The following is a 23,512-nucleotide window of genomic DNA, read 5'->3' as shown; positions in this document are numbered from 1 at the left end:
TCATTGTATTTGTCGCCACATGATGCGGCGGCTGCCGCCCACGGATTTTTCCAGCAGCTCGGTGATGTTGCCGCTGGAGTCGTTGACGATCATGTTGGTGGCCCCGCTGGCGCTGACGACGGCGCTCAAGGTCGGGATCCCCCCCGTGAAGACCACCCCGCTGGAAATCGTGTCGGAGCTGTTGATCGTGCCGTCACCGTTGGTATCGAGCACCGCATAATTGAGCATCTTACCGTTGAACGCATCCAATTCGATCAGTTTGCCGGTACCGAAGCTGGCACAAGGGTCGGTAGTGTCCACGGCAGCCGTGGTAAAGACCACGCGCCCGCTCACCAGATTGGCCGGGTTGATCACCCGCTCACCAGTCAGCGCATTGTTGTACACCAACGGCAGGTACCAACCCTTTTTCGTCGGATAAGCCACGTCGGTCTGGCTGGTAGTCACGAACTGCCCCGTGCTGCCTGAGAACACTCCCGTGATCGACTGGGCCTGCAGGCTCGACACGGTGATTTGCCCGGCACCGCCGGTGGCGTCCCATATCGAGTAGAACCCTTGCAGGTCCTTGTTGAGTTTATCCGCGGTTTCGTTGAACTTGCCGGTGCCGAAAAACACCTGGGTACCGCCCTGCGGGTTGTCCGCCAGTAGCGGTTGAACGGTGATCGGCTGGGTCGCGCCACCGGAGGTGGTGAACAATGGCTGACCGGCAAACGCCACGCCCCAAGCAGTCGGGGAAGTGCCACTGAGGTCGAATTTCCACATCCGCCCTTTCAGGTCGCCACCGTATGCCGCCTGCACCACATTCTGGGAGTTGACCCGCAGCTTGACCGACGACAAGCCATTACCGGTCTCGCTGCTGTTGATGACGATTTTCCTGATCAACGAGCCGTCGCGGATATCCACCACGTACAGCGCCGCGACACCGCTGTTGCTGCCGTAGCCGTTGGAGATGAACGCCGCCCAGCGCCCATCCGCCAGGCGGGCGACTTCGGGGCGGGCGTAGGCGTAGCCCAGGTCATTGAAGGCATTGGTCGTGCTGGCAACGACTGGCGCGCTGATTTCCCACAATGCCCGCAACACATTGCCCGCTGTCGCATCGAACAGCTGAACCGCATAGAACGTCTTGCCCCCGGCACCAGTACCGCCCAGGGCCACTGTCTTCCAGACACTCCCCGATTGCGTATCGAATACGCCGACCTGCCCATCCACCAGGAACTTGTGGCTCACGCCATTGACGTAGTTGGTGTCGGCAATGTTCTGCAGCGATGGCAGTACGCTCGACGGCATATAGGCATAACGCCGCGTACCGTTTGCACTGTTGATGACGCTAAAAAACCCGTCGTTGGCGTTCACCACCAGGCTGGTATTCATGTTCGCTGCTTTGGCCGTCAGATAAGTGCTGTAGCTCGTGTCGTTGAGCAAATCCGCAGCGGTCTGCTCATTGGGCGATGCCAGTACCAGCGGCGAATTGATGATGTCGCCCAGCAATACACTGCGCACCTTCAAACCGGTTTTGTTGACGCCCTTGCTCCACTCCACCAAGTCATTGCCGGTGATTCCCGTGGGCAGGTTCTGGCTGAGGCTGGTTTGCTGGGCCGGTGAGAAGTTAGCGAAGGCCAGGGTGACAGGTACATTCGTCACGGTGTTCCAGGATTGATAGATGGGTGCCGTGGCGCCGGGCACGATGGCGGTGTCGGTGGTCCATTGCACCGCCGCCCTGTTGACCGTGCCTGCCGAGGTGAAGCCGAACGCCCGGATGGTGCCGCGCCAGTCCTTGGGGTCGTAGGTGGTCTGGTAGTAACTGGAGGTGCTGGACAACGTGGCGGCGTTGGTCGTGCCGGCGCCCCCGGACCCGGCCTTGGAGGTGATGTCGCTCAAGGCGGAGGCCAACGCTGAGTTCAGGCCTTCGCTGTCGCTCGCTTGGTAATACTTGCCTGCGCCGTAGCGGGCGGCGTCGGACAACATCGGGTTGCTGGCGGTAAAACCCACGGTGTAGGTGTTCAGGTATTGCCGAGTGAAATCCGTGGCGTTCCAGCTCTGGCCGGTGGCGTCGGTGCCGGTGGAACGCATGTCGATGTCGAAGGCGAACTTGGCGATATCATCCAGATATAGCGTGTCGCCCTCGCCGTCACCACTGAGATCGGCACCATCGTTGTTGACGCCATCCCAGTTCGGCAAACGGGCCAAGCCTAGTGGGTCGTTGGTGGGAAACGTCCGGTCATAGGTGGGTAAACCGTCGGTGATGACCACGCCGAAGTTTTTCTGGCAGCGGTACTGAATCGGGCTGGTATAGGTGGTCGGCGTGCTGTTGTAGTACGGCGCCATGCCCCTGAAATAGCGGGTGACTTCGTAATAGCTCTCGGCCAGCGGCGTATTCGCAACGGCGCCCAAGCCGTTGATGGCGTTGATCAGGGCGCTGTAGTTGCTGTTGGCCTGGGTCTGGGTCACGCTGCCGCTGACCGGCGACAGGTCGCTGATGGCGCGAGCGATGTAGCCCCCTGGCCCGGAATTGCTGCTGTTGGGCGGGTTGAACGTGGCGAGGCCGATACGCAAGGCACGATTGCTGGCAACCAGGTCGTTGGACACATCCCGCGCCACGTTGACTCGATAATCGTTGGGAATCGTGCCAGTGGTGAAATCCCGGCTCGAACCATTGGCCAAGGTCATTAGATAAGATAAGTATCTAGTTGTGTAGCGAGTGTTCTCACCACCGACAGGATCGGGTAACCGCAGGCAAACCTGACCAAAGCCTACTCGGTAGAAGCCATACCAGCCATTTGAGCAGCCTCCACGGAACAGACTCGCCAGCAAGACGTTCCCATCGTTTGCCGCAAGCAACGCCCTGTTACTGCTGCTGCAGCTTCTGTCGTCAGTGCATACATAGACCGGTGGTTGCGCCGCCGCCGGATCAAACCCCGCCGCCCAGATAATATTGTTCATGCTCCCCGAATCATCGATCAGCAACATCACGTTCGGTGTAACGGCAGCCGCACTCAACAGCGGTGAATCAGAAGGCGTGAACGCATAGGCCGGTGCCGCCAGGTAAAGGCTGAGCAACAACCCCCACAACATCGCTATCCAGCCACGGCGAGCCTCAGTATTTCGCATAGATGCTCTCCACCACGCTGCGCTGGTTATTGCCCACCACCGCCACCGCCGTGATCCGGTACAGCGTCGCCGAGGTATTGACCGGCACGTTGACCGCCGCAAGCGTAGTGCCGATGTTCTGCACGCCATAAAACCCGCCGGCAGCGGTAACCCAGAGCACCCCCGACGACGAATTGCGCCCCGCCGCCGTGATGGTCGCCGACTCGGCCGGCGGCGCGCATTGGATCGTGGTGGTACAGGCTGGCAAGGAATAGGTCTCGACCTGCACCGCACTCTCACCCATCCTCAACGCAGCCTCGGCAATCTGGAAGGACTGGTTGCGTTGCATGACGCTGCTGGTCATTTTTTCCTGGAGGGTGGCGCTCTGCATCGACGACAGGCCGATCAGCGTCAGCAGCAACAGGAAAACCAGGCTGACCAGCAGTGCCATGCCACGCTGGCGATGCTTGAGATCCATCGAGATCATCGAGCGCCCCCTCATAGAAGCCGGTTGCGCAAGGCGGCAACCACGTTGAAGGTCTGCTCGCGCACCGTGTTCCTTGGATCAAAGAGCGTCAGGCTCAGGCGCACGCTGCGGATCAGTGCCGGGTCTGCCGGGTTGCCGGTGTAGCTCGACGCTGCGACGTCCGTGGCGCTGGCGGCCACGCCAAACGTCACGTCGAACGCCCGCACGTTGTCCACCAGCACCGACAGGGTCGGCGGATTGGCGGTGCCGCTGCCCAACAGCAATTGGTTGTTGTTGAAGCTGTAGACCAGTCGACGGATCGGGAAGGCCAACTGCCCCGCCGCTGGCACCCGTGCGTTCGAGTAGGCCGTCGCCGAGGTACGGCAATCGGAGACGACGGTCCAGGTCGGCACGCTACCGCCACTCCCAATGTCCGCAGTGACCAGGGTCAACCTCCGGTTGGCGTTATCCCATCGGATTGGAGTGGTCTGGCTGGCCGCGAAACTGTTATCCGTTGAAGCATCGATGACGGTCGCCAGGCAGCCGAACATGCCCACCATGCGAATTTCCTGGACCATTTTGCTCAAGGCAAACCGCGCGTCCTCCTGAATCACCGCGGCGGCGTTCTGGCTGACGTAGGTATTTTTGGCGGCAATGAAAATCTGCACGACACCCAACACGACGATCAGGCTGAGCACCAGCGCGATCATCAACTCGATCAGGCCAAAACCGCGACTGTGCCGGTTCATGGCGTTGTCCCCACCGGGTCGACGGCGACGCGGCTGGTCAGCACGAAGCTGCGCCGCGCCTCGGCGGCGTTGGTGGTATTGGCGGCCCGGGTGTCGTCCCAGGAAATGGTGATGGTGTAGACGCGCTGGTTCAGCGCAATGGTGCCAGTGGCCGTGGTGCCGCCGAAGGCAATGATGTTGGTCTTGAAATCGTAGAGGTCCTGGTCCCGGGCCACGTTGAGGTTCGGCGAGCTGGGCGGTGTGATGGTGTAGTCGGCTCCGGAGTTGGCGCGAATGCGGTCGAGCAGGTCGTAGGCAATGAAGCTGGCCTGGCTGGTCATGCGCGAACTGTCGGTGTACTTGAGCGCATTGAGCTGGATCATCGCCGCCCCCAGCAAACCGACGCCGAGAATCAGCACCGCCACCAGCACTTCGATCAACGTCATGCCGGCCTGCGCCCTTTTACTGCAACCCTTCATCCGCAACTTCCACCCAATACGATTCTTCCATTGAGGCAAACACTCAGCGTCCTGCTCTGCGCCCCGCGTACATAATTGAAACTCACCGGCGTGGCTGGTGCCGACAACCCGCCGAGGTTGTTGAAATCAATGTTAGTCACATCTGAGGTTAGCGTCAGAGTCGCGCCGCTGCTCATTGCTGGAACAACCCGCAATACATTGGCCGGCGTGCCAGTACTGTCATAGACCGTCAGTTCGCCGCTCCAGACACTGCCCTGGGCCGTGGGGCGAATTCGCGTGGTGATACCACGGTCGATCGCCTCCATCCGGGCAAAGTTCAGCGCCCGGCGCAAGTCGCCGATATCGGTATCGGCCTTGGTGCTCTGCAGCGAGCCAGTGAATGACGGTACCGCCATGGTGATCAGGATCAGCAGCACGCCAAGGGCCACCAGCACCTCGATCAGCGTGAAACCTTTTGTACGAAGATCCATCGGTGCCCTCCGTTGCCGTCGGCTATACCTGCCTCTACACGCTAGAACAAACCACCGCCGTATGTGCGGTTGTTTCGGTTTACGGCGTTCGTCGTTTTCGTACTCCAGGGAGGAGACGTCATGTATCAACAGGGTTTCAGCCTGATCGAACTGCTCATGGGACTGGCAATCGCCGCAATTGTTCTGCCGTGGGCCGGCGCGAGCTACAAAGAGCTGATCGAATCCATCGAACGCGAGGACACCGCGCAGTTGCTGATCAGCGGCTTGCGCATTGCCCGCAGCGAAGCCATCACGCGTAATCGCAGCGTATTGATACAAGGAATAGACAACGATTGGGGCCGGGGTTGGCGGATCATGCTGGACAACAAGGAAAAAACCTTGCTGATGGAACGTCCCGCTAGCGCCCGTGTGGTCGGCAACCAGCCGATGAGACGCAGGGTGAGGTTCGGCAACCAGGGGGAAGCACTGCACCCCAGCGGCGCATTCCAGGCCGGCAGGCTGCATGTCTGCGCCAAACGCGGGCCGGTCAGCCACCATCAAGTGATACTGGCGCCCTCCGGCCGCGTCCGCCTGGAAAGCGTCGAGGCCGAGCAGGCGCTGTGCGAGAAAGGACTTAAAGCAAGGAGCGCACGCGCAGCTCTTTCGGCATCGAGAACGTGATGTTCTCCTCGCGACCGGCCAGTTCATCGGAGCCCGTTGCACCCCAGGCCTGCAATTGCTGGATCACGCCGCGCACCAGCACTTCCGGCGCGGAAGCACCGGCGGTGATGCCGATGCGCTCGACGCCGTCGAACCAGCTGCGTTGCATGTCCTCGGCACCGTCGATCAGATAGGCCGGGGTGGACATGCGCTCGGCCAGCTCACGCAAGCGGTTGGAGTTGGAGCTGTTGGGACTGCCGACGACCAGGACCACATCGCATTCGTCCGCCAGTTGCTTGACCGCATCCTGACGGTTCTGGGTGGCGTAGCAGATGTCATCCTTGCGCGGGCCACCGATGGCCGGAAAACGCGAGCGCAGGGCGTCGATCACACGGCTGGTGTCGTCCATGGACAGGGTCGTCTGGGTAACAAAAGCCAGGCTCTCAGGGTTGCGAACCTGCAAGGCCGCCACGTCCTCCTCGTCTTCGACCAGGTAGATCGCTCCGCCGTTGCTGGCATCGTATTGGCCCATGGTGCCTTCGACTTCCGGATGGCCTTCGTGACCGATCAGGATGCATTCGCGACCGTCACGACTGTAGCGCGCCACTTCGATGTGCACCTTGGTCACCAATGGGCACGTCGCGTCGAAGACCTTCAGGCCACGACCGGCGGCTTCGGTGCGTACTGCCTGGGAAACCCCGTGGGCACTGAAGATCACGATGACGTCGTCCGGTACCTGGTCCAGCTCCTCGACGAAAATCGCCCCGCGGCTACGCAGGTCTTCGACGACGAATTTGTTGTGGACCACTTCGTGGCGCACGTAGATCGGCGGCCCGAAGACTTCCAGGGCGCGGTTGACGATTTCGATCGCCCGGTCCACACCGGCGCAGAAGCCACGGGGGTTGGCGAGTTTGATTTGCATGCTGTGCCTCGTGTCTTGCGCGCAAGAATTGAATGCTTGCCTGTTAATCGAGCGAAAGGCCCGAAAACAATGGAGATCCCATGTGGGAGCGAGCTTGCTCGCGATGGCGATGGGGCAGTCACCCCTGGACTAAAAGGGTCTGCGCAATCGCGAGCGAGCTCGCTCCCACAGTAAATCGAGTGGCAGCAGGAACTGCCTGTAAAACCTTAAACCGCCTTCACTTCGAGGATTTCCACTTCGAAGTTCAAGGTCTTGCCCGCCAGCGGATGGTTGAAATCCACGGTCACCTGGGCGTCGTCAAAAGCCTTCACCACACCCGGCAGCTCGGTATTGGCCGCGTCGTTGAAGATCACCAGCAGGCCCTCGGACAGCTCCATGTCCTGGAACTGGGAGCGTGGCATGGTCTGCACGTTTTGCGGGTTGGGCTGACCAAAGGCGTTTTCTGGCGGTACGACCACGGTGCGCTTGTCGCCGGCCTTGAAGCCGAAGATCGCCGCTTCGAAGCCTGGCAGCAGGTTGCCGTCACCGACCTTGAACACCGCCGGAGCCTTGTCGAAGGTGCTGTCGACGGTGTCACCGTTTTCCAGGTACAGGGCGAAGTGAAGCTTCACTTCAGTGTTTTGAGCGATACGCTGCTCAGTCATGGACGGCTTCTCCGGTTTTCTTGCTCTTGAACATATCCAGGGCGAGCATCACGGCGCCCACGCTGATGGCGCTGTCGGCAAAGTTGAACGCCGGGAAATACCAGCGGTTCTGCCAATGCACCAGGATGAAATCGATGACATGGCCCAACGCGATGCGGTCATAGAGGTTACCCAAGGCACCACCGAGCACCAAGGCCAACGCCACGGCCAGCCAGGTCTCATTGCGCCCCAGGCGCTTGAGCCAGACCACCAGCACGGCGCTGACCACGACGGCGATCAGGGCGAACAGCCAGCGCTGCCAGCCCGAACTGTCGGCCAGGAAGCTGAATGCCGCCCCAGTGTTGTAGGCCAAGGTCCAGCTGAAGTAGTCGGGAATGATCACGATCTGCTGGTACATGGTCAGCGAGTTCTCGAAGTAGTACTTGCTGGCCTGGTCGATGACCAGTACCAGCACACTCAACCAGAGCCAGCCCAGCCGCCCGAAGCGGCCCGCCGCGTTAGGCATAATGACGAACCTCACCGGTGCCGCTGATGTTGTCGACGCAACGACCGCAGATTTCCGGATGCTCCGGGTTCACGCCGACGTCTTCGCGGCAGTGCCAGCAACGGGCGCACTTGGTGTGGTTCGACTTGACGATCTTCAGCTTCAGGCCGCTGACTTCAGTGGTCACCGCATCGGCCGGCGCCTGCACGAAAGGCGCGACGCTGGCGGTGGAGGTGATCAGCACGAAGCGCAGTTCGTTGCCCAGCTTGGCCAGGTCGGCGTCCAGTGTGTCTTCGGCATAGAGGGTCACTTCGGCCTGCAGGTTGCCACCGACGGCCTTGGCCGCGCGCTGGATCTCCATTTCCTTGTTGACCGCCGCCTTGACCGCCATCACGCGATCCCAATACGCACGGTCCAGCTCGAAGCCTTGCGGCAGTTCGGTCAGGCCTTCGTACCAGGTGTTGAGCATCACCGATTCGTTACGCTCGCCCGGCAGGTACTGCCACAGCTCGTCAGCGGTGAACGCCAGGATCGGTGCGATCCAGCGCACCAGCGCCTCGCTGATGTGGAACAGCGCGGTCTGGCACGAACGACGGGCCTTGCTGTTGGCGCCGGTGGTGTACTGGCGGTCCTTGATGATGTCGAGGTAGAAACCACCAAGCTCCTGCACGCAGAAGTTGTGGATCTTGGAGTAGACGTTCCAGAAGCGGTATTCGCCGTAGTGCTCCTGCAATTCGCGTTGCAGCAACAGGGTACGGTCTACGGCCCAACGGTCCAGCGCGAGCATTTCTTCGGCCGGCAGCAGGTCGGTGGCCGGGTTGAAACCGGTCAGGTTGGAAAGCAGGAAGCGCGCGGTGTTACGGATCCGCCGGTAGGCGTCCGCGCTGCGCTGCAGGATCTGCTCGGAAACGGCCATCTCGCCGGAATAGTCGGTGGACGCAACCCACAGGCGCATGATGTCGGCGCCCAAGGTGTCGTTGACCTTCTGCGGCGCGATCACGTTGCCCAACGACTTGGACATCTTGCGACCGGACTCGTCGACCGTGAAGCCGTGGGTCAGCAACTCGCGGTACGGCGCGTGATTGTCGATGGCGCAACCGGTCAGCAGCGACGAGTGGAACCAGCCACGGTGCTGGTCCGAGCCTTCCAGGTACAGGTCGGCACGCGGGCCGGTCTCGTGGCCCATCGGGTGCGAACCGCGCAGCACGTGCCAATGGGTGGTGCCGGAGTCGAACCAGACGTCCAGAGTGTCGCTGATCTTGTCGTACAGTGGCGCTTCGTCGCCCAGCAGCTCGGCGGCATCCATCTTGAACCAGGCTTCGATGCCTTCGGACTCGACGCGCTTGGCAACTTCTTCCATCAGTTCGACGGTGCGCGGGTGCAACTCGCCGCTTTCCTTGTTCAGGAAGAACGGGATCGGCACGCCCCAGTTGCGCTGGCGGGAGATGCACCAGTCCGGACGGTTGGCGATCATCGAGTGCAGGCGCGCCTGGCCCCAGGCCGGCACGAACTGGGTTTCTTCGATGGCCTTGAGCGAACGCTGGCGCAGGGTGTCACCGCTGGTGGGCTGCTTGTCCATGCCGATGAACCACTGCGCAGTGGCGCGGTAGATCAGCGGGGTCTTGTGGCGCCAGCAGTGCATGTAGCTGTGTTCGATGACGGTGGTGTGCAGCAGCGCGCCGACTTCAGTCAGTTTTTCAACGATGGCCGGGTTGGCTTTCCAGATGAACTGGCCGCCAAAGAACTCCAGCGACGGTGCGTACACGCCATTGCTCTGCACCGGGTTGAGGATGTCGTCGTTGACCATGCCGTATTTCTTGCAGGTCACGAAGTCGTCGACGCCATAGGCCGGCGCGGAGTGAACCACGCCAGTGCCTGCGCCCAGTTCCACGTAGTCGGCCAGGTATACCGGCGACAGGCGGTCATAGAACGGATGACGGAAATTGATCAGCTCCAGCGCCGAACCTGGCGCGGTGGCGACCACCGAACCTTCGAGGTTGTAGCGGGCCAGGCAGGATTCGACCAGTTCTTCGGCCAGCACCAGCAGCTTGTCGCCGACGTCGACCAGAGCGTAGTTGAATTCCGGGTGGACGTTCAGCGCCTGGTTGGCCGGGATGGTCCACGGGGTGGTGGTCCAGATCACGATCGAGGCCGGCTTGGCCAGCTTGCCCAGGCCGAAAGCCGCGGCGAGCTTGTCTTCATCGGCGATCGGGAACGCGACGTCGATGGTCGAGGACTTCTTGTTCTCGTACTCGACTTCCGCCTCGGCCAGGGCCGAACCGCAATCGAAACACCAGTTCACTGGCTTGAGGCCCTTGAACACGAAGCCGCCCTCGACGATTTTCGCCAGGGCACGGATTTCGCCGGCTTCGTTCTTGAAGTCCATGGTCTTGTACGGGTTGGCGAAGTCGCCCAGCACGCCCAGGCGGATGAATTCAGACTTCTGCCCTTCGATCTGCTCGGTGGCGTAGGCACGGCACAGTTCGCGAGTCTTGTCCGCGCCCAGGTTCTTGCCGTGGGTCACTTCGACCTTGTGTTCGATCGGCAGGCCGTGGCAGTCCCAGCCCGGGACATACGGCGCATCAAAACCCGACAGGGTCTTGGAGCGGATGATCATGTCCTTGAGAATCTTGTTCAGCGCGTGACCGATGTGGATAGTGCCGTTGGCGTACGGAGGGCCGTCGTGCAGGACGAACTTCGGACGATCCTTGCCAATTTCGCGCAACTTTCCGTACAGGCCAATGCTGTCCCAACGCTGCAGAATCTGTGGTTCGCGCTGAGGCAGGCCGGCCTTCATTGGGAAGGCGGTGTCCGGAAGGTTTAGCGTGGCTTTATAGTCGGTCATTTAAGGCTCTTCATTAGCGATTGGCGCTGGTTGCGACAAGGGCACGGGCGGCGGCGATATCTGCATGGATCGCCGTCTTGAGCGCCTCCAGAGAGGCAAAACGCTGCTCTTCACGCAGCTTATGGTGGAAAACCACCGTCAAACGCCGGTCATACAGATCGCCGGCAAAATCCAGAACATGTACTTCAAGGTGAGCCTTGCCATCGCCCTGAACCGTGGGTCGCACACCGATGTTGGCAACGCCGGGCCAGGTCTTGCCGTCGATCTCGACACTCACCAGGAATACCCCGGTGAGCGGTACACGACGACGCTTGAGTTGCACGTTGGCCGTCGGCGTGCCCAATTGGCGCGCCAGTTTCTGCCCATGCAGGATCCGCCCGGCAATCCGGTACGGCCGGCCAAGCAAGCGCTCAGCCAATTCAAAGTCGGCAGCCGCCAGGGCATTGCGGACCTGGGTGCTGCTGACGCGCAAGCCATCGATCTCGACAGTCTGCGCCGCTTCGACGGTGAAACCCTGGGCGATACCGGCCTGTTGCAGGTAGTTGAAATCGCCTACCCGGTCGCAACCGAAGCGAAAATCGTCGCCCACTTCCAGATGCTTCACGCCCAGACCGTCCACCAGGATGGTCTCGACGAAGGCAGCAGCGCTGAGCTTGCTCAGGCGCCGATTGAAGGCCAGGCACAGGACCCGGTCGATGCCTTCGGCGGCCAGCAATTGCAGCTTGTCGCGCAACCGGGCCAGACGGGCCGGGGCAGTGGCCGGGTCGAAACATTCCCGCGGCTGCGGCTCGAAAATCACTACGCAGCTCGGCACGCCCAATTCCAGCGCGCGCTCGCGCAGCCGCGCCAGGATAGCCTGGTGGCCACGGTGAACACCGTCAAAGTTGCCAATAGTGGCGACACAGCCCCGATGTTGGGGGCGCAGGTTGTGGAGGCCTCGAACCAGCTGCATAACGCGCTTCTTGCTCATAAAGTGGCCGATTATAACCACACCCGGCGGCCGACGACAGGCAACACCGCACCCCAAAGTGATCGAACCGACAAAACCACTGCCCACTCCGGGATTATCGAGGGCTTGCCCTCAGCTCAAGGCCTTGCGATTGAAGTCACGCAGACGGAACCCCATCAGCAGCAACATGCCGAAATACGCCACCACGCCGGCAACCACCAGCGCACCCAGGCGCAGGAAACGCTCGAGCATCTGCCCTTCGCCCCAGGCCGGCATGAAATGCATCGCCCCCAGCAAAACCGCCGACATCACCGCCACGGCCACCAGCAGCTTGAGACCGAACTTGCCCCAACCCGGCTGCGGTTGATACATCTTCTGCTTGCGCAACTGATAAAACAGCAGCCCGGCGTTGAGGCACGCACCGGCACTGATCGCCAGGGCCAGGCCGGCGTGGGCCAGCGGGCCGATGAGCAACAGGTTGAACAACTGCGTCATTACCAGGGTGAAAATGGCGATTTTCACCGGCGTGCGAATGTTCTGCTGGGCATAGAACCCCGGCGCCAGCACCTTGATCACGATGATCCCGAGCAGGCCCACCGAGTAAGCGATCAGCGCACGCTGGGTCATCAAGGCGTCGAAGGCATTGAACTGGCCGTATTGGAACAGCGAAACCGTCAGCGGCTCAGCCAGGATTCCCAGGGCCAGGGAACAGGGCAAGACCAGCACGAAACACAGGCGCAGGCCCCAGTCGAGGATGCGCGAATACTCCTGGCGGTCCTGACTGGCGTAGGTCTTGGCCAGGGTTGGCAGCAGGATCGTGCCCAGGGCCACACCCAGCACGCCGGACGGCAGCTCCATCAAGCGGTCGGCGTAATACATCCACGACACCGAGCCAGCCACCAGGAACGAGGCAAAGATGGTGTTGATGATCAGGGAAATCTGGCTCACCGACACCCCGAGGATCGCCGGCAACATCTGCTTCATCACCCGCCACACGCCGCTGTCGCGCAGGTTCAGCCGTGGCAGGACCAACATGCCGATCTTTTTCAGGTGCGGCAGTTGATAGAGCAATTGCGCCAGCCCCCCCACCAGCACCGCCCAACCCAGGGCCATCACCGGCGGATTGAAATACGGCGTCAGGAACACCGCGAACACGATCATGCTGACGTTGAGCAGGGTCGGTACAAAAGCCGGTACGGAAAAGCGGTTCCAGGTATTGAGGATCGCCCCGGCCAGGGACGACAGGGAAATCAGCAATATATAAGGAAAGGTCACCCGCAGCAGGTCCGAGGTGAGCTGGAATTTTTCTGGCGTATCGGTGAAACCCGGGGCCGTGGCCCAGATCACCCATGGCGCGGCGAGCATGCCGGCCGCCGTGACCAGCGCCAGCACCAACGTCAGCAGGCCAGTGACGTAGGCAATGAACGTGCGGGTCGCTTCGTCGCCCTTCTGGCTCTTATATTCCGCCAGGATCGGCACGAAGGCCTGGGAGAACGCCCCTTCGGCGAAGATCCGCCGCAGCAGGTTGGGCAACTTGAAGGCGATGAAGAAGGCGTCGGTGGCCATCCCGGCGCCGAATATCCGTGCGATCAACGTATCGCGAACGAACCCCAGGACGCGGGAAAGCATCGTGATAGAGCTGACGGCGGCCAACGATTTGAGCAGATTCATGAAAAGAGTTTTTGCCTGTCGATAAACAGCAGGCGAACAACGCGCCCACTTGTGCGATACTCCGCGCCGCTAAACAGTGCAGAGCCAAAGCCCGCGAGTTTACAGGTCGCACGCCGGAAAGAAATCCTTCGGTGCGCAGCACCTGCCATTCAGCGGAACGCGTCACCCGCCCTTGACAAGACTTCAACTCATCGGCATGATTCGCGGCCTATTTTGTTTGCTATTTCCCAAAAAGTCTTTCGAGGAGCTCGACGGTGGCCAACACACCTTCCGCCAAAAAACGTGCAAAACAGGCTGAGAAGCGTCGCAGCCACAACGCCAGCCTGCGTTCCATGGTCCGTACCTACATCAAGAACGTAGTTAAGGCCATCGACGCAAAAGACGCTGAAAAAGCTCAAGCTGCTTACGTTCTGGCTGTGCCAGTTATCGACCGCATGGCCGATAAAGGCATCATCCACAAGAACAAGGCTGCTCGCCATAAGAGCCGTTTGAATGGCCACGTAAAGGCCCTGAACGTTGCCGCTGCTGCCTAAGCGACGCGCTCGTTAAAAAACCGACCTCAGGGTCGGTTTTTTATTGCCTGCGATTTACCCCCCCTTGCGGGAGCAGTGGATCAGCTTGCCTTAATACTGAATGCGCCACCACATCGCGAGCAAGCTCGCTCCCACATTGATTCCGAAGAGCTCACACAAATCGCACCCACCACAAATCCCTGTGGGAGCCGAGCTTGCTCGCGATGGCGGAGAGTCAGCTTGCATCCATGCTGGATGTGCCACCGCTATCGCGAGCAAGCTCGACTCCCACATTGGCTCTCGGGCGCTGCATATCCACTGCTCACCACAGATCCCTTGTGGGAGCGAGCCTGCTCGCGATGGTGTCAGTGAAAACAGATATCTCCACTAAAGCCCTGCACTATTCCCCAAAATTGAAAACCACCGGCTTGGGCGGAGGACAACCACCAGGTGGCGGGAAATTCTGCACGCCCGCCTCGTCGTAGCCGGTGTAACAACCCACTATCTTGTCGCCCTTGAAGTTCATGCGGCGCTCAACCACACCTGTCGGGTAGTAGTAGACCGTCTCCCCTTCGCGCTTGGCGTACGAGTAGTCCCTGTATTCGCGCCCCTCGACCGTTATCAGGCGAAAGCCCTGCTTGGCCTCGGAGAACTTCAACTGGCCGCTGGGGTAGTACTCGTTGTGAGTCACGCGATCATCAGGCCCCAACAACACCTCCCGGACCTTGCGCCCGTCCTGGGTATGGCGGGCGCTTTGCTCATTACCGAACAGGTAATCACTCTCCGAGTCGAAATGCCCGTTGTTGAAAGCCCCGCGCTGCTTGCCGCAAAGCTTGATACGGGTGTATTCCCCATCAGGCACGTGGCAATAGTTCCTGTCCGCGATCAACACCCCAGTCGCATCAAATGATTGCACGTTACCGATGGGCTCATCCCCCTCGTACATTGCCACCGTATCGGGTTGACCATTGGGGTGATAGAGACGAAAGGCACCCTCTCGCGAACCATGGCGCCACGAGATATCCGAAAGCAGCACGGCACCGTCATCGGTGTAGGTCAGCGCCCGCCCCTCGATCTGGCCGTTGGCATAGTTGGCCGAATAGGTGAGCTTGCCATTGGCCGCGTAGGCTTCTTTCAAGCCATCCAGCACACCCGCGCGGTAATGCTCGACGAGCCGCAACACACCCGCGGCATCCACTTCGCGCAATTCGCCTTGCTTCTTGTCGGCGACAAAATCCACAGTCTGGACACCACCGCCGTCCATTCTCAAGGTCCAACGACCTTCCCGGACGCCCTGCACATAACGCCCCTCACCCCAAGGCACTATCCAGTCCCCGTGCTGCTGCCCCGCCACAAAATCGCCGCGCTGGACAACCTCCCCATGACGCACGCGCTCGGAGGGCCCGTCGAAATCACCATGCTTGTAAGTATCGAAGCCAGACATCTGCTCTTCATCGTCACGCGCCTCGATCGTCCAGCGCCCCTCATAGAAATCGTCGACGATCATACCCTTGGAAACCGTGCCCCCATCACTGACGACCCACGGCCCCTGGCGCAGTCCATCCACATAGGTGCCGGTGGACGCGTAGCCCGACTCGTCGAATTCCGCCCACTTGCCCGACCTCTTGCCCTGAACATAGACACCCAGCGCCCAGAGCCGCCCATTACCCAAGGCCGCCCAGGCCCCATCCTCGGAACCCTGGTACACCTTCGGATCGGTTTCCCAAGCCATCCTGCTGACACGATAGGCAGAACCCACATCCTCGTCCTGAGGCGGCACGCGCTCGTAAGTCAGCGTGAGCCAGCGCCCTTCGCGCTGCTGGAAAGTCTTTTTGTAGGTGTCGCGATGAGGATCCTCCGGCGGTTGCCCCACTGACGCCGGGACACCGTCGACGCCAAAGTAGCCCACCAGCGTGCCACTCGCGGGCTGCAGCGTGTCGAACTCGGCGACACCGGTCTTGGGCAACACAGCGCTGTAATCGTAGGGCGGTAACTTGCCCAGCTCTTTCTGGACCAGCGCGGCAGTGAGGACCTTGCGATCAGCGGCTATACGATCCAATACCGGCTGCAACGTCTCGAGCCGGCGATACCCGCCAGTGGACGGCACGAACCGATAGCCATGAAGAGCGTACTGCCCCTTTGCCCGTGACAGCACGACCAGTGTCTGAAGAGCACTGTCGAGGCTGGCGTAGAACACCGACTCGACACTCGCATCGCCATACCTGTCGAGCACTTGCGGGACGCCATCCGGCGAATCACACAGGCATGAGTAGCCTACGACACCCTCGGCTTCGCGGATAAATGCCAGCGTCGCCCCACTCTCCTGGGAAGTTTTTATCAGCGGATGGGCCAAGGGTTTTTCGCTATAAAACGGCTCAGCCAAAGCCCCGACCGACACCGAACAACCCAATACAAACAGCAGCAAAAACGCACGCATACGAATCCCTTCGCGCCAAAAGCACAACAAATCCATGTAGATAAAAAAAGCGAGCCGATCGGCTCGCCCGCCATTCGCGACTTAACGCCAAGGCAAGATCGGAATAGCCGTCACCGCGTTCTGCGGGCTGCCCTCGATCACGCGATCGCTGTAGACCAGGTACACCAGCGTATTGCGCTTCTTGTCGAGGAATCGCACCACTTGCATGGTCTTGAACACCAGCGAAGTGCGCTCGCGGAACACCTCTTCGCCGTCCTTGAGCTCACCCTTGAAGCTGATGGGCCCGACCTGGCGGCAGGCGATGGACGCCTCGGCGCGATCCTCGGCCAGGCCCAGGCCGCCTTTCACGCCGCCAGTCTTGGCCCGCGACAGATAACAGGTCACGCCATCCACCTTGGGATCGTCGAACGCCTCGACCACGATCCGATCGTTCGGCCCGACAAACTTGAACACCGTCGACACTTGGCCAATTTCTTCAGCCGAAGCCAGCAGCGGCACCGCCAACAGCAAGCCGATCAATCCTTTTGCCAAACCCATGATTTTTCCTTAGACGAGGATCAGGTTGTCACGGTGAACCAGCTCGGGCTCCGCCATGTAACCCAACAGACCGACAATCGCATCAGACGACTGACCGATGATTTTCTGCGCTTCCAGCGCGCTGTAGTTGGCCAGGCCACGGGCGATCTCACGACCGTCCGGCGCCACGCACACCACCATTTCACCCCGACGGAAACTGCCCTGGACCAGCTTCACACCCACCGGCAGCAGGCTTTTGTTGCCTTGGGACAGGGCCGCCACCGCGCCAGCATCCAGCACCAACGTGCCACGGGTCTGCAGATGCCCAGCCAGCCACTGCTTGCGCGCTGCCAGCATGCCGCGCTCCGGGGAGAGCAAGGTACCGATCCGCTCGCCGGCTTTCAGGCGGTCCAGCACCCGCTCCAAGCGCCCACCCACGATGATGGTATGAGCCCCGGAACGCGCCGCCAGACGCGCAGCGCGCAGTTTGGTCTGCATGCCGCCACGGCCCAGCGCACCACCCGTGCCGCCCGCCACCGCGTCCAGCGCAGGATCGTCGGCACGAGCTTCGTAAATCAGCTTGGCATCGGGATTGTTGCGCGGATCGGCATCGAACATGCCGTCGCGATCCGTGAGGATCACCAGCAGATCCGCCTCCACCAGGTTCGCCACCAGCGCCGCCAGGGTGTCGTTATCGCCGAAACGAATCTCGTCGGTGACCACCGTGTCGTTCTCGTTGATCACCGGGATGACTTTGAGCTCCACCAGCGCGCGCAAGGTACTGCGGGCATTGAGGTAGCGCTTGCGGTCGGACAGGTCGTCGTGGGTCAGCAGGATCTGCGCCGTATGGCGACCGTGCTCGGCGAAGCTTGATTCCCAAGCCTGCACCAGGCCCATCTGGCCGATGGCGGCGGCAGCCTGCAGCTCATGCATCGCGCTGGGTCGCGACGTCCAGCCCAAACGGCTCATACCGGCTGCCACGGCCCCAGAAGAGACCAATACCAGCTCGACGCCAGCCTCATGCAAGGCCACCATCTGCTCGACCCACACCGCCATTGCCTGGCGGTCCAGGCCCTTGCCATCCGCCGTCAGCAGTGCGCTGCCGATCTTCACGACCCAGCGCTGCGCACCCGTCACCTTGCTCCGCATTATCTTCAACCTTTGCCAGCGAACGACGCGACCCAGCGCCGCCCATGGGATTATTCGTATTTGCGTTTTACAGATACCAAAACGCCGCTCGAATGAGCGGCGCCTTGGAAACCGGCTGGTTGCGATGATAACACCGCACTGGACCAGTTAAACCTGCCCCATGCCAGCCACCCGAGAATCCCTGTGGGGGCGAGCTTGTGGGAGCAAAGCCTGCTCGCGATGACATCGTCACATCCAACACCTTTGCTGGCTGTAAAATCGCTATCGCGAGCAAGCTTTGCTCCCACAGATTCGCTCACATAGGCCTTAGCCTCAACTGAGCGGCATCAGCACAAGATCAGTCGCGAACGTAGATGATTTCCGGACCATCCTCGTCATCCACATCTTCTTCGTCCCAATCGTCGTCACCGATGTCATGGACCGACTTGACGCCACTGCGACGCAGGGCACGCTGGTCGTCCAGCGCCTGCAACTGGGCACGGGCCTCGTCTTCGATGCGCTGATCGAGCTCGGCCAGCTCTTCCTTGTAGGCCGGATCGTTGGCCAGGCGGTCGGCGCGATCTTCCAGGTAACGCATGATGTCGTGACACAGGCGCTCGGTGCCTTCTTTGGCGATGGCCGAGATCACGTAGACCGGACCTTCCCACTCCAGGCGATCGACAATTTCCTTGACCCGCTCCTCATGCTCTTCTTCAAGGATCTGGTCGCACTTGTTCAGCACCAGCCAACGGTCGCGCTCGGCCAGGGCCGGGCTGAACTTGGTCAGTTCGTTGACGATGACTTCGGCGGCATCGGCGGCACTGGTTTCATCCAGCGGCGCCATGTCCACGAGGTGCAGCAACAGACGGGTACGGGACAAGTGCTTGAGGAAACGAATCCCCAGGCCTGCACCCTCGGAAGCCCCTTCGATCAAGCCTGGAATGTCGGCGATTACGAAACTCTTCCAGCGGTCGACGCTGACCACGCCCAGGTTCGGTACCAGGGTGGTGAACGGGTAATCGGCCACTTTCGGCTTGGCCGCCGACACCGAGCGAATGAAGGTACTTTTACCGGCGTTCGGCAAGCCCAGCAGGCCCACGTCGGCCAACACTTTCATTTCCAGCTTCAGGTCACGCTGCTCGCCTGGCTTGCCTGGCGTGGTCTGGCGTGGCGCACGGTTGGTACTGGATTTGAAACGGGTGTTGCCCAGGCCGTGCCAGCCGCCATGGGCGACCAGCAGACGCTGGCCAGCCTTGGTCAGGTCGCCAATCACTTCCTGGGTGGCCGAATCGATCACCGTGGTGCCGACCGGCACACGCAGGATCAGGTCTTCGCCCTTCTTGCCGGTGCAGTCGGTGCTGCCGCCGTTGGAGCCACGCTCGGCATCGAAGTGCCGGGTGTAACGGTAGTCCACCAGGGTGTTGAGGTTTTCGTCGGCGAGCATGTAGATCGAGCCGCCGTCGCCCCCGTCACCGCCGTTCGGGCCACCGTTTTCAATGAACTTTTCCCGACGGAAACTCATGCAACCATTGCCGCCGTCGCCGGCCTTTACTCGAATCGATACTTCATCAACAAACTTCATGACACACGCCTCTCGCCATACGGACGAGCCAAAAAAACAAGACATAAGACTCTTGCAAAAATGAGCGCAGCGACCTGATGACACGCCCCAACCGCAGCGCCGACAGCCCATACAAACAGTTTTGCAAGAGACTCACCCCACAAACGAAAAAGCCCCGTCGCAAGACAGGGCTTTTCCAGCGGTCTCGCAATTAAGCTGCGATAACGCTTACGTAACGACGACCGAAGGCGCCTTTTACTTCGAACTTGATCACGCCTTCGACTTTAGCGAAGAGGGTGTGATCTTTACCCATGCCCACGCCGTAGCCAGCGTGGAATTGGGTGCCGCGCTGACGCACGATGATGTTGCCTGCTTTGATAGCCTGGCCGCCATACATCTTCACGCCAAGGCGTTTGGCTTCTGAGTCGCGACCGTTACGGGTACTACCACCAGCTTTTTTGTGTGCCATGAGTTCAATTCTCCTAGTGAGGAATTAGGCTGAAATTAAGCCTGAATACCGGTGATTTTGATCTCGGTGTACCACTGGCGGTGGCCCATACGCTTCATGTGGTGCTTACGGCGACGGAACTTGATGATGCGGACTTTATCGTGACGACCTTGGGAGATCACTTCAGCCACAACGGTAGCGCCAGCAACGACTGGAGCGCCGATATTCACGTCATCGCCATTGGCGACCAACAGAACGCGATCAAAAGTCACGGATTCGCCGGTAGCGATTTCCAGTTTTTCGATCTTCAGGTATTCACCTGGGGCGACCTTGTATTGCTTGCCACCAGTAACAATTACTGCGTACGACATGGTATTTCTCCGATAATCCTGCTCACCCAGCGCTTTATAAGAAGAGGTATTGGCTGGCATGGCTGCATGGGCTGGAAGGCCCTAATGCAATTGCGTAAGGCAGGTGCTGCCCAGGAAGTTCAGGGTGCGCGATTGTACGCAAGCCAAGAGAGCCTTGCAAGTAGCCGTCCATCGCGCCTTGACAGGCCTGGGTGGGGGTCCTAGCATGCCGCGCAACCCTTCTGGAGCACCTGTCGCTGATGCAACCCCAAGCTTTCTACCGCGCGGTGGCGGACGATTTTAGCGCCGTCGACGGCATCATCAAGAAGCAGCTGACTTCCCGAGTGCCGCTGGTATCGAAAATCGGCGACTACATCACATCGGCCGGCGGTAAACGCCTGCGTCCTTTATTGGTGCTGTTGTGCGGCAAGGCCCTGGGTCGCGAAGGCGACGACATGCGCCTGCTGGCCGCCACCATCGAATTCCTGCACACCGCGACCCTGCTGCACGACGACGTGGTCGACATGTCCGGCATGCGGCGTGGCCGTTCGACCGCCAACGCCATGTGGGGCAATGCCCCGAGCGTGCTGGTGGGCGACTTCCTGTATTCGCGCTCATTCGAAATGATGGTCGAGCTGGGCTCGATGCCGGTGATGAAAATCCTGTCCCAGGCCACGCGCATCATCGCCGAAGGCGAAGTACTGCAGTTGTCCAAGGTACGCGATGCCAGCACCACCGAAGAAACCTACATGGAAGTCATCCGCGGCAAGACCGCGATGCTCTTCGAAGCCTCGACCCACAGCGCCGCCGCCCTGGCCGGTGCCAGCGCCGAACAGAGCGAAGCGCTGCGCACCTTCGGCGACCACCTGGGCGTGGCTTTCCAGCTGGTGGACGACCTGCTGGACTACAAGGGCGACGCCGAGACCCTGGGCAAGAACGTCGGTGACGACCTGGCCGAAGGCAAGCCGACCCTGCCGCTGATCTACACCATGCGCGAGGGCACGCCTGAACAGGCAGCACTGGTTCGCCAGGCGATCCAGAAAGGCGGGATCGAAGACCTGGAAAGCATCCGTGTCGCGGTCGAAGCGTCCGGCTCGCTGGACTACACCGCGAACCTGGCCCGTGACTACGTCGCCCGCGCGATCAAATGCCTCGACGCCCTGCCGGCCAGCGAATACCGCGATGCGCTGGTGGAACTGAGCGAGTTTGCGGTGGCTCGCACGCACTGACACACAGGGCTTTTGTGGGAGCAAGGCTTGCCCGCGATACCGGCGACTCGGTTTCTGAAGGATCGCATAGTCGCCATCGCGGGCAAGCCTTGCTCCCACAAATCCTCTCGCCACAGGATATCCAAACGCAGCACCGTCCCTCTTTCGCAACAAAACCCTATATAATGTGCGCCCTTTTGTCCTCCTGATACCCAAGGAACCTTAGTGAGCACGTTGCCTCCCTGCCCGAAATGCAATTCCGAATACACCTACGAAGACGGTACTCAACTGGTCTGCCCGGAGTGTGCCCACGAATGGTCCGCCAGCGGCGAAGCTGAAACAGTGTCCGACGATACCGTGAAGAAAGATTCGGTCGGCAACGTCCTGCAGGACGGCGACACCATCACCGTGATCAAGGACCTCAAGGTCAAGGGCACGTCGCTGGTGGTCAAGGTCGGCACCAAGGTCAAGAACATCCGTCTGTGCGATGGCGACCACGACATCGATTGCAAGATCGACGGCATCGGCCCGATGAAACTCAAATCCGAGTTCGTCAGAAAAGTCTGATCCTGCTGTATTCCATTCCACACCCCGCGTGTGGGATGGAGCTTCGCCCTCTGCGCTTCAGCCCCATTTCTCGGACGTTAGCCAAGTGCCAGCCGTCCTGAGCGGCCATAACCCATCGTCAGAAAAACAATCGCAACGCCAATAGAGCCTTGCTATTTAGCGAATAAGAATTATTCTCATCGAACCCCATCAAGGAGATGAGAACCATGACTTATTTGATCGATGCCTGGCTGGACCGCCCACATCCCTACCTCAGGATCCTGCATCGGGAAACCGGGGAAGTCTGTGCGGTGCTTGAAGAAGAAGCCTTGAACGAGCTGCAGGACCAAGGGGATCTGGACCTCAACAGCCTCAACTCCAGTGAACCGTTGGTGCTCAAGGAACTGGTGCGCAATCTGTTCCTGTTCTGCTACGCCCGGGCATTGCGCCCGACGGGTGATTTCAGCGGCAGGTTCCACGGATGAAGCACCTGACCCTGTGGGAGCGAGCTTGCTCGCGAAGCGGTGTGTCATTCAACATCGATATCGATTGACTGACCGCCATCGCGAGCAAGCTCGCTCCCACAGTTTTTTGTCCGGCAGTAAAACCGGGCAGGGTCTTACAGTACGTCCAACAGCTCGACGTCAAACACCAGCACGCTGTGCGGTGGAATGCTGCCAACGCCTTGAGCGCCGTAAGCCAGTTCGCTCGGCACGTACAGACGCCATTTGCTGCCGGCGTTCATCAGTTGCAGGGCTTCGGTCCAGCCTGGGATCACGCCGCCTACCGGGAATTCGGCTGGCTGGCCACGATCGTAGGAGCTGTCGAACACAGTGCCGTCGATCAGGGTGCCGTGGTAATGGGTACGCACCTGGTCTTCACGGGTCGGCTTGGCGCCTTCACCCTGGGTCAGCACTTCGAATTGCAGGCCGGAAGCCAGGGTGGTGATGCCTTCACGCTTGGCGTTTTCGGCCAGGAACGCACGGCCTTCGCCAGCGGCGGCTTCAGCCTTGGCAGCGGCTTCGGCTTGCATGATTTCACGGATGACCTTGAAGCTGGCGGACATCTCGTCCTGGCCCACGCGGCTTGGCTTGCCGGCGAACGCGTCGGTCAGGCCGGCCAGGATCGCATCCAGGCTCACACCCGGTGGCGGGTTGTCGCGCAGTTGGTCGCCCAACTGACGGCCAATGCCGTAGCTGACGCGGGTTTCGTCGGTGGACAGGTTAACTTCGGACATGATGCTGCTCCGCTGTGCGGACGGCTCGAGAGTTGCCGTGCGTGACACAGCGCCTCCCGGAGCGCCCGGAACCAAAAGGGCGAGCAGACTAGCACAGATGCCACCGCGGGTGACGAGCCCCCTGCGTCAAAGCAGGCCGCCAGAAACGACAACGCCCGCCTGCAATTCTACAGGCGGGCGTTGCGCCA

At 60.6% G+C, this 23,512-nt stretch carries 23 protein-coding genes; 5 read left to right on the top strand and 18 right to left on the bottom strand.

Annotation, left to right across the window (positions count from 1 at the left end):
* The 5 genes from AB4O09_RS05405 to AB4O09_RS05385 are packed head-to-tail and all read right to left on the bottom strand — an operon-like array spanning position 1 to position 5,227.
* Positions 1–3,105, bottom strand: a complete 3,105-nt coding sequence (locus tag AB4O09_RS05405) for a pilus assembly protein (RefSeq protein WP_460088510.1) — start codon at positions 3,103–3,105, stop codon at positions 1–3.
* The gene (locus tag AB4O09_RS05400) at positions 3,092–3,562 is read right to left on the bottom strand and encodes a pilus assembly PilX family protein (protein WP_027912168.1); all 471 of its coding nucleotides are present in this window, start codon (positions 3,560–3,562) and stop codon (positions 3,092–3,094) included. The genes AB4O09_RS05405 and AB4O09_RS05400 overlap by 14 nt, the downstream gene beginning before the upstream one ends.
* Positions 3,563–3,582: 20 nt before the next feature.
* Positions 3,583–4,299, bottom strand: a complete 717-nt coding sequence (locus tag AB4O09_RS05395; protein ID WP_003205716.1) for a PilW family protein — start codon at positions 4,297–4,299, stop codon at positions 3,583–3,585.
* Entirely contained in the window at positions 4,296–4,757 is a 462-nt protein-coding gene (pilV, locus tag AB4O09_RS05390) for a type IV pilus modification protein PilV (RefSeq protein WP_003205718.1), read from the bottom strand. Before pilV ends, AB4O09_RS05395 begins: the two co-directional genes overlap by 4 nt.
* Positions 4,754–5,227, bottom strand: coding sequence for a GspH/FimT family pseudopilin (locus AB4O09_RS05385; protein ID WP_003205719.1), 474 nt, complete (start codon positions 5,225–5,227; stop codon positions 4,754–4,756). Before AB4O09_RS05385 ends, pilV begins: the two co-directional genes overlap by 4 nt.
* 120 nt (positions 5,228–5,347) lie before the next feature.
* On the opposite strand from AB4O09_RS05385, the gene AB4O09_RS05380 reads away from it, so the two are divergent.
* Positions 5,348–5,887 carry a GspH/FimT family pseudopilin gene (locus AB4O09_RS05380; RefSeq protein WP_013694240.1) on the top strand — a complete coding sequence of 180 codons (540 nt, stop codon included), beginning with the start codon at positions 5,348–5,350 and terminating at the stop codon, positions 5,885–5,887.
* Here the strand turns inward: AB4O09_RS05380 and ispH are convergent.
* From ispH to murJ, 6 genes are all read right to left on the bottom strand, one after another.
* Positions 5,841–6,788, bottom strand: coding sequence for a 4-hydroxy-3-methylbut-2-enyl diphosphate reductase (ispH, locus tag AB4O09_RS05375; RefSeq protein WP_003205721.1), 948 nt, complete (start codon positions 6,786–6,788; stop codon positions 5,841–5,843). The two genes, AB4O09_RS05380 and ispH, sit on opposite strands and share 47 nt — an antisense overlap.
* 206 nt (positions 6,789–6,994) lie before the next feature.
* Positions 6,995–7,432, bottom strand: coding sequence for an FKBP-type peptidyl-prolyl cis-trans isomerase (fkpB, locus tag AB4O09_RS05370; protein WP_003205723.1), 438 nt, complete (start codon positions 7,430–7,432; stop codon positions 6,995–6,997).
* Positions 7,425–7,937, bottom strand: a complete 513-nt coding sequence (gene lspA / locus AB4O09_RS05365) for a signal peptidase II (protein ID WP_003205724.1) — start codon at positions 7,935–7,937, stop codon at positions 7,425–7,427. The genes fkpB and lspA overlap by 8 nt, the downstream gene beginning before the upstream one ends.
* On the bottom strand, positions 7,930–10,761 hold the full coding sequence (ileS, locus tag AB4O09_RS05360; RefSeq protein WP_003205726.1) for an isoleucine--tRNA ligase: 2,832 nt from the start codon (positions 10,759–10,761) through the stop codon (positions 7,930–7,932). Before ileS ends, lspA begins: the two co-directional genes overlap by 8 nt.
* A 13-nt stretch (positions 10,762–10,774) precedes the next feature.
* A complete protein-coding gene (gene ribF / locus AB4O09_RS05355; RefSeq protein WP_003205727.1) occupies positions 10,775–11,713 on the bottom strand; it encodes a bifunctional riboflavin kinase/FAD synthetase in 939 nt (312 codons plus the stop codon).
* 129 nt (positions 11,714–11,842) lie between these two features.
* Positions 11,843–13,381, bottom strand: coding sequence for a murein biosynthesis integral membrane protein MurJ (gene murJ, locus AB4O09_RS05350; RefSeq protein WP_003205729.1), 1,539 nt, complete (start codon positions 13,379–13,381; stop codon positions 11,843–11,845).
* A 254-nt stretch (positions 13,382–13,635) separates the two neighbouring features.
* Between murJ and rpsT the strand changes: the two genes are divergently transcribed.
* On the top strand, positions 13,636–13,914 hold the full coding sequence (rpsT, locus tag AB4O09_RS05345; protein WP_003185593.1) for a 30S ribosomal protein S20: 279 nt from the start codon (positions 13,636–13,638) through the stop codon (positions 13,912–13,914).
* A gap of 379 nt (positions 13,915–14,293) precedes the next feature.
* Here rpsT and AB4O09_RS05340 read toward each other — a convergent pair whose 3' ends face one another.
* From AB4O09_RS05340 to rplU, 6 genes are all read right to left on the bottom strand, one after another.
* Positions 14,294–16,330 (bottom strand): toxin-antitoxin system YwqK family antitoxin, encoded by a 2,037-nt coding sequence (locus AB4O09_RS05340; protein ID WP_460107997.1) that lies wholly within the window; start codon positions 16,328–16,330, stop codon positions 14,294–14,296.
* 81 nt (positions 16,331–16,411) lie between these two features.
* A complete protein-coding gene (locus tag AB4O09_RS05335) occupies positions 16,412–16,867 on the bottom strand; it encodes a CreA family protein (RefSeq protein WP_003205733.1) in 456 nt (151 codons plus the stop codon).
* Positions 16,868–16,876: 9 nt separating this feature from the next.
* Positions 16,877–17,995: a glutamate 5-kinase gene (gene proB, locus AB4O09_RS05330; RefSeq protein ID WP_003205734.1), complete on the bottom strand. Its 1,119-nt coding sequence runs from the start codon at positions 17,993–17,995 to the stop codon at positions 16,877–16,879.
* A 337-nt stretch (positions 17,996–18,332) separates the two neighbouring features.
* The gene (cgtA, locus tag AB4O09_RS05325) at positions 18,333–19,556 is read right to left on the bottom strand and encodes an Obg family GTPase CgtA (protein ID WP_003205736.1); all 1,224 of its coding nucleotides are present in this window, start codon (positions 19,554–19,556) and stop codon (positions 18,333–18,335) included.
* A 190-nt stretch (positions 19,557–19,746) separates the two neighbouring features.
* Positions 19,747–20,004 carry a 50S ribosomal protein L27 gene (gene rpmA, locus AB4O09_RS05320; RefSeq protein WP_003205738.1) on the bottom strand — a complete coding sequence of 86 codons (258 nt, stop codon included), beginning with the start codon at positions 20,002–20,004 and terminating at the stop codon, positions 19,747–19,749.
* Between the two features lie 35 nt (positions 20,005–20,039).
* Entirely contained in the window at positions 20,040–20,354 is a 315-nt protein-coding gene (gene rplU, locus AB4O09_RS05315) for a 50S ribosomal protein L21 (RefSeq protein ID WP_003176051.1), read from the bottom strand.
* A gap of 239 nt (positions 20,355–20,593) precedes the next feature.
* Between rplU and AB4O09_RS05310 the strand changes: the two genes are divergently transcribed.
* The 3 genes from AB4O09_RS05310 (at position 20,594) to AB4O09_RS05300 (ending at position 22,572) form a co-directional block, all read left to right on the top strand.
* Entirely contained in the window at positions 20,594–21,562 is a 969-nt protein-coding gene (locus tag AB4O09_RS05310) for a polyprenyl synthetase family protein (RefSeq protein ID WP_003205740.1), read from the top strand.
* A 204-nt stretch (positions 21,563–21,766) separates the two neighbouring features.
* Positions 21,767–22,108: a zinc ribbon domain-containing protein YjdM gene (locus AB4O09_RS05305; RefSeq protein WP_003205741.1), complete on the top strand. Its 342-nt coding sequence runs from the start codon at positions 21,767–21,769 to the stop codon at positions 22,106–22,108.
* Between the two features lie 206 nt (positions 22,109–22,314).
* Positions 22,315–22,572: a PA4570 family protein gene (locus AB4O09_RS05300; RefSeq protein WP_003205743.1), complete on the top strand. Its 258-nt coding sequence runs from the start codon at positions 22,315–22,317 to the stop codon at positions 22,570–22,572.
* Between the two features lie 134 nt (positions 22,573–22,706).
* Here AB4O09_RS05300 and AB4O09_RS05295 read toward each other — a convergent pair whose 3' ends face one another.
* The gene (locus AB4O09_RS05295) at positions 22,707–23,324 is read right to left on the bottom strand and encodes an FKBP-type peptidyl-prolyl cis-trans isomerase (RefSeq protein ID WP_003205746.1); all 618 of its coding nucleotides are present in this window, start codon (positions 23,322–23,324) and stop codon (positions 22,707–22,709) included.
* Positions 23,325–23,512: the final 188 nt, after the last annotated feature.

Source organism: Pseudomonas sp. H1_F01, assembly GCF_054681425.1.
Note: the sequence above shows the minus strand (reverse complement) of the source record. Positions and strands in the feature narration are given on the sequence as shown.